Origin of the sequence: Streptomyces sp. MBT65, from assembly GCF_016612545.1 — a bacterium.
In the GTDB taxonomy this organism is placed as follows: domain Bacteria; phylum Actinomycetota; class Actinomycetes; order Streptomycetales; family Streptomycetaceae; genus Streptomyces.
Genome location: NZ_JAENRY010000570.1, coordinates 1 through 4,236, shown reverse-complemented (window position 1 = coordinate 4,236; position 4,236 = coordinate 1). Strand labels below are relative to the sequence as shown.

Genomic DNA, 4,236 nt, shown 5'->3' with positions numbered 1-4,236 from the left:
CCACCACGCCTCACGCGCAAGCCCTCCTCCTACCGCCTCCAGCCCGTGGCCGGATACGGCGCGCCCCGCACCACCCCCGCCCACGTGCCGGTGCGGCACGAACCCTTCCTGCGCATGTCCGGACGCGGCAACACCATGGTCCTGACCTTCGACGACGGACCCGACCCCCGCTACACCCCGCACATCCTCGACACCCTCGCCGAGTACGACGTCCGCGCCACGTTCTTCGTGTGCGGCGAGATGGCCGACTGGAACCACGACATCCTGGCCCGCATGTCCGAGGAGGGCCACGTCGTCGGCAACCACACCTGGTCCCACCCCCTGCTGACCAAGCTGACCCGTCGTCAGATCCGCTCCGAGATGGAACGCACCAGCGATGTCATCGAGGACGCCTACGGTGAACGCCCGCAGTGGTTCCGCGCACCCTACGGCGCCTGGAACCGGGCCGCCTTCCAACTCGGCTCCGAACTGGGCATGGAACCCCTCGCCTGGACCGTCGACACCCTCGACTGGGACACCCCCGGCATCCGTCACATCGTCGACGCGGTCGAGGACGGCGCCGCCCCCGGCGTCGTGGTGCTCTCGCACGACGCCGGGGGCGACCGGACCCAGAGTGTGAAGGCGCTGCGCGAATACCTGCCGCACCTGCTCGACTCCGGCTACCGCATGACGCTGCCGCGCCGCCGGACCACTACCTGACGAGCCTTCGCCCGCCCGGCCGGGGAACGCTCAGCGGACCTCGACCAGGCGGGCGAAGACGACGACGTTCCCGTCGTAGCCGTTCTGCTTGGAGAAACCGCCGCCGCAGGTGATGACGCGCAGTTCCGGAGTTCCCTTGGAGGCGTAGACGCGGTCGCCGGGGAAGTCCTTCTTCTCGAAGACCTCGATGCCGTAGATCTCGAATACGGCGGTCTTTCCGTCCTTGCGCTCGACCTCGACGCGATTTCCCTTCTTGAGGGCTCCGAGTCCGTAGAACACGGCGGGGCCCATTTTGTTGTCGACATGGCCGACGACCACTGCCGTGCCCTTTTCGCCGGGCGATACGGCACCGGTGAACCAGCCCGCCAGATTCGGGTCCTCCGGCGGCGGCGCACCGACCCAGCCGTCCGCGTCCAGGCCCACCGGCATGATCGGCGCGTCGACCCGGATCGCCGGGATCCGCACCCGGTCGGCCACCGAGTACGCCAGCGGAGCGGGGGCCTTGGCGAAGGTGCCGACGCCGGTCCGGGCGTCCGCGGCCGCCGCCGTGGCCGGCTGCGGGGGTCCCACGTCGAACTCCCCGGAACCGTTCCGAATGAGCGCGAGGCCGGTCAGCAGAACAAGCGCTATCACTCCCCACGGGGCGCGCTTCTTCTGCCGCTCCTCCTCTTCGGCAAGCTCGGACAGCTCGGACGCAGACATTCGCCATCCCCTCTCGACACGGCCGTCGCCGCGTCCATCGCGCATATGAGAACGCTAAGTCCGGAAGCCGGAACCGGCGACGGGGCGAGCGCGAACGGGTGGCCCGGACATCCTTATGTGCGCCATACGAGTTGCCGCTCACAGAAATTATCTGACGGTCCGTGACCTGCGGCAATATCCGATTGTGCGCTTTTCTCTCGGCGTGTCCTCTCACCAGGACGGACCATTCTCGAAATGCGGGCGCGTGCAAGGCATCTGAGGGTGCGTCTGGGAGGCGTTTTCTCGCCGATCGACCGGGGACGGGTCCCGGGGCGCCTTCCGCGGAGGATGACATGCGTACAACTCGTGCCCTGGCTGCCGCCGGTGCCGCGGTGGCCGTCCTGGGGCTCGCCGCCCCGGTGGCCGTCGCGGACGGCATGGGCGCCAGCCCCAGCAACATCGTCGCCCTGCCCAGCGTGATCGCCCGCGGTGGACAGCTCACCGTCACGGTCGACGGCTGCTTCAGCGGCGGCAACGCCATCGCCACCTCACCGGGGTTCGAACGCCCCGCCAACCTGTCCCTGCTCGGCGGCGCCGGTACGACGTCCACCGGAACGGCCCGGATCAGCAGGTCGGCGAGCCCCGGCTCGTACAGCATCACGGTCCGCTGCTCCAACGGGTCCTCGCTGACCCGTGACTCCGCCTACACCGTCATCGGCGGTGTCCGCGGCGGTCTCGGCGGCAGCAGCAGCGCCGGCGCGACCCCGACCGACATGGCGATCGGCGGCGGCCTGGTCGCCGCGGCCGTCGTGGGCGGCGGGGTGTTCTGGATGCGCCGCCGCACCGAGCGCAGCATCTGACCTCCTCCCCTTCGGAGGTCGGGCCGCACCCGCACAGGCCTTCGCCCCGGACCCTTTCGGGTTCCGGGGCGAAGGCCTGTGCGGGTGGTGGAGCGGTCAGGCGCCGTCCTCTCCGGTACGGCGACGCGAGAAGTGGTACGCCGCCCCGACCGAACCGGCGATCAGGGCCGCGCCGATGCCGAGTTCCTTGAGGTCGAAGCCGGCGATGCTGCCGCCCTCACCGGCGTGGACCCCTCGCGGAATCTGCTGGGCCGGCTGAAGCGGCTGGATGTTGTTGTTCGTGCGGCCGGAGGCGATGGTCAGACCCGTGGAGCCGCTCTCGCCGCCGCACGTGAACGTCACCTGGTACACCGCGCCCGGCCTGGCGTCCCAGTCGACCATCGCCGTCGCCGAGGACTGACCCGGCGAGATCCTGACCGTGTCGAAGACCCCGGAGGACACCGTCGCGGAGCCCCGGCAGCCGCCGTTGTCCCGGTCCAGTTGCAGGGTCACCTGGCCGCCCGCCGCGATCGTCGAGGGCAGGACGCTGAAGCCGAACGGCGTGATGTTGTGGTTGCCGTCGCCCTTCGCGACGGCGAGCGGCGCGGACAGGGCGAGGGCGCTGATGCCCAGCAGTGCGGCCGAGGCGACGCGTATCGCGCGCATGGTGATTCCTCCGGGTCCCCGAGGAGCAGCAGCGGACCTTTTCCGCTAGCGCCGTAAATGCACCTCGATGACCGAAACGCTAGGAACATGTGTGCGCTCCCGCGATCGCAGTCGCGCGAATGGGGCAATCGTGTGGGCCGCACAGGGGACACCGCTCCTGCGACCGGGGGACGCCCGCGGCGTGGTGGACATCCCCCGGTGACTGCCCCGGTGAGGGGCCGTCAGTCCTTGATGTGCGGGAAGAGGTCCAGGAACGGCTGCGCCGACGCCGTGATGCCCCGGCTGTACGGCGCGTCGAAGTCCCAGATCAGGAACAGCAGGAAGGCGATCAGCGCCGAGAACAGCCCGGCGAGGATCAGCTCCCGGGGTGTACGCCGGATCTGGAGTGCGAAGACCATGCCGATGGTGATGACGGCCCCGGCGAGCAGCCCGAACCACACCACCGACGGCATGGTCGCCCCGGTGGAGTTCGAACGAGAGCTGCGTGCCGAGTCCAGGGCGGCCACCTGGTCGACGAGCGGCTGATAGGCCTGCGCCTGGAAGTCCGTCTTCGGCTGGTAGTCCGTGACGTCCGCGCGGATCCGCTCCAGGAGGTCGCTGCCGCGCTGGGTGAGCTCCTCGTGGTCCGCCATCGTCTTCCACTCGACGTTGACGACCTGTGAGACGTACGCCTCGACATCGGCCCGAACGCGGTCACGCTGGTCCGCCGGATAGACCCGCACCCGCTCCGAGATCTCGTGCAGCGCCTGTGCCTCCGCCTGCACATGGTCCTGGGCGGCGCTGCGGGCCTCCCAGACACCGGCGATCGCCAGACCCAGGACGATGGCGTACACCACGCCGATCCACATCGTCATGTACTCGATGACGTCCGGGGTCTCGCTGGGGTCCTCGTCCTCGGACGCCGAGCGTTCGCGCAGGAACGTGATGATGACGACGACGACACAGGCCGCCGCCATCGCGAGGACGAGAACAAGCCATTCCGACAAGGGGTTCCTCCGGGGATCAGCGCGGACGCAGCGCGGCGATGGCGACCACCGCGGGCATGGTGATGAGCAGGACGTAGACGACGGGCGGCGTCCGGCCGGGAGCGGGCCGCGGGCGCGGCTTGGAGTGGTACTTCGGATAACTCACCGGGGTCGCCGAGGGATGCGGGGTGGGCCTGGGCGACGGCTTCGGCGTCGGTTCCGGCGGCGGGGTCGGTGTGGGCGTGGGCGTCGGGGCCGCCCGGGGCAGCGGAGCCGCGGGCGCCGGCCGGGGCGCCGGAGCGGGCGGCGGTGGCGTGGGCTTCGGTGTGGGCCGTGGCTTCGGGGTCGGCGTCGGCCTGGGTGTCGGCGTCGGGGTGGGCTTCGGC

7 protein-coding genes are annotated in these 4,236 nt (G+C 70.4%); 3 read left to right on the top strand and 4 right to left on the bottom strand.

What is annotated here, in order from left to right:
* A partial coding sequence (locus JHN63_RS50450) for a polysaccharide deacetylase family protein (protein WP_200691846.1) occupies positions 1-699 on the top strand: 699 nt, incomplete at its 5' end.
* 30 nt (positions 700-729) lie between these two features.
* Here JHN63_RS50450 and JHN63_RS50445 read toward each other — a convergent pair.
* Positions 730-1,401: a class F sortase gene (locus JHN63_RS50445; protein WP_200691845.1), complete on the bottom strand. Its 672-nt coding sequence runs from the start codon at positions 1,399-1,401 to the stop codon at positions 730-732.
* 332 nt (positions 1,402-1,733) lie between these two features.
* Here JHN63_RS50445 and JHN63_RS50440 point away from each other — a divergent pair, with 332 nt between their 5' ends.
* Complete coding sequence (locus tag JHN63_RS50440; RefSeq protein ID WP_200691844.1) at positions 1,734-2,240, top strand: hypothetical protein; 507 nt, start codon at positions 1,734-1,736, stop codon at positions 2,238-2,240.
* A 96-nt stretch (positions 2,241-2,336) separates the two neighbouring features.
* Here the strand turns inward: JHN63_RS50440 and JHN63_RS50435 are convergent, their stop codons facing one another.
* From JHN63_RS50435 to JHN63_RS54155, 3 genes are all read right to left on the bottom strand, one after another.
* Positions 2,337-2,885 (bottom strand): hypothetical protein, encoded by a 549-nt coding sequence (locus JHN63_RS50435; RefSeq protein ID WP_200691843.1) that lies wholly within the window; start codon positions 2,883-2,885, stop codon positions 2,337-2,339.
* A gap of 221 nt (positions 2,886-3,106) precedes the next feature.
* The gene (locus JHN63_RS50430; protein ID WP_234478923.1) at positions 3,107-3,871 is read right to left on the bottom strand and encodes a DUF4239 domain-containing protein; all 765 of its coding nucleotides are present in this window, start codon (positions 3,869-3,871) and stop codon (positions 3,107-3,109) included.
* Positions 3,872-3,887: 16 nt separating this feature from the next.
* Positions 3,888-4,016: a hypothetical protein gene (locus JHN63_RS54155; protein WP_267953880.1), complete on the bottom strand. Its 129-nt coding sequence runs from the start codon at positions 4,014-4,016 to the stop codon at positions 3,888-3,890.
* A 22-nt stretch (positions 4,017-4,038) separates the two neighbouring features.
* Here JHN63_RS54155 and JHN63_RS50425 point away from each other — a divergent pair.
* Positions 4,039-4,236: hypothetical protein (locus JHN63_RS50425; RefSeq protein WP_200691842.1), on the top strand; the 198-nt coding region annotated here is incomplete at its 3' end.

Excerpts from the sequence above, each read along its gene's own strand:
- JHN63_RS50445 (WP_200691845.1), bottom strand. The coding sequence starts at position 1,401 with ATGTCTGCGTCCGAGCTGTCCGAGCTTGCCGAAGAGGAGGAGCGGCAG.
- JHN63_RS50440 (WP_200691844.1), top strand. The coding sequence starts at position 1,734 with ATGCGTACAACTCGTGCCCTGGCTGCCGCCGGTGCCGCGGTGGCCGTC.
- JHN63_RS50435 (WP_200691843.1), bottom strand. The coding sequence starts at position 2,885 with ATGCGCGCGATACGCGTCGCCTCGGCCGCACTGCTGGGCATCAGCGCC.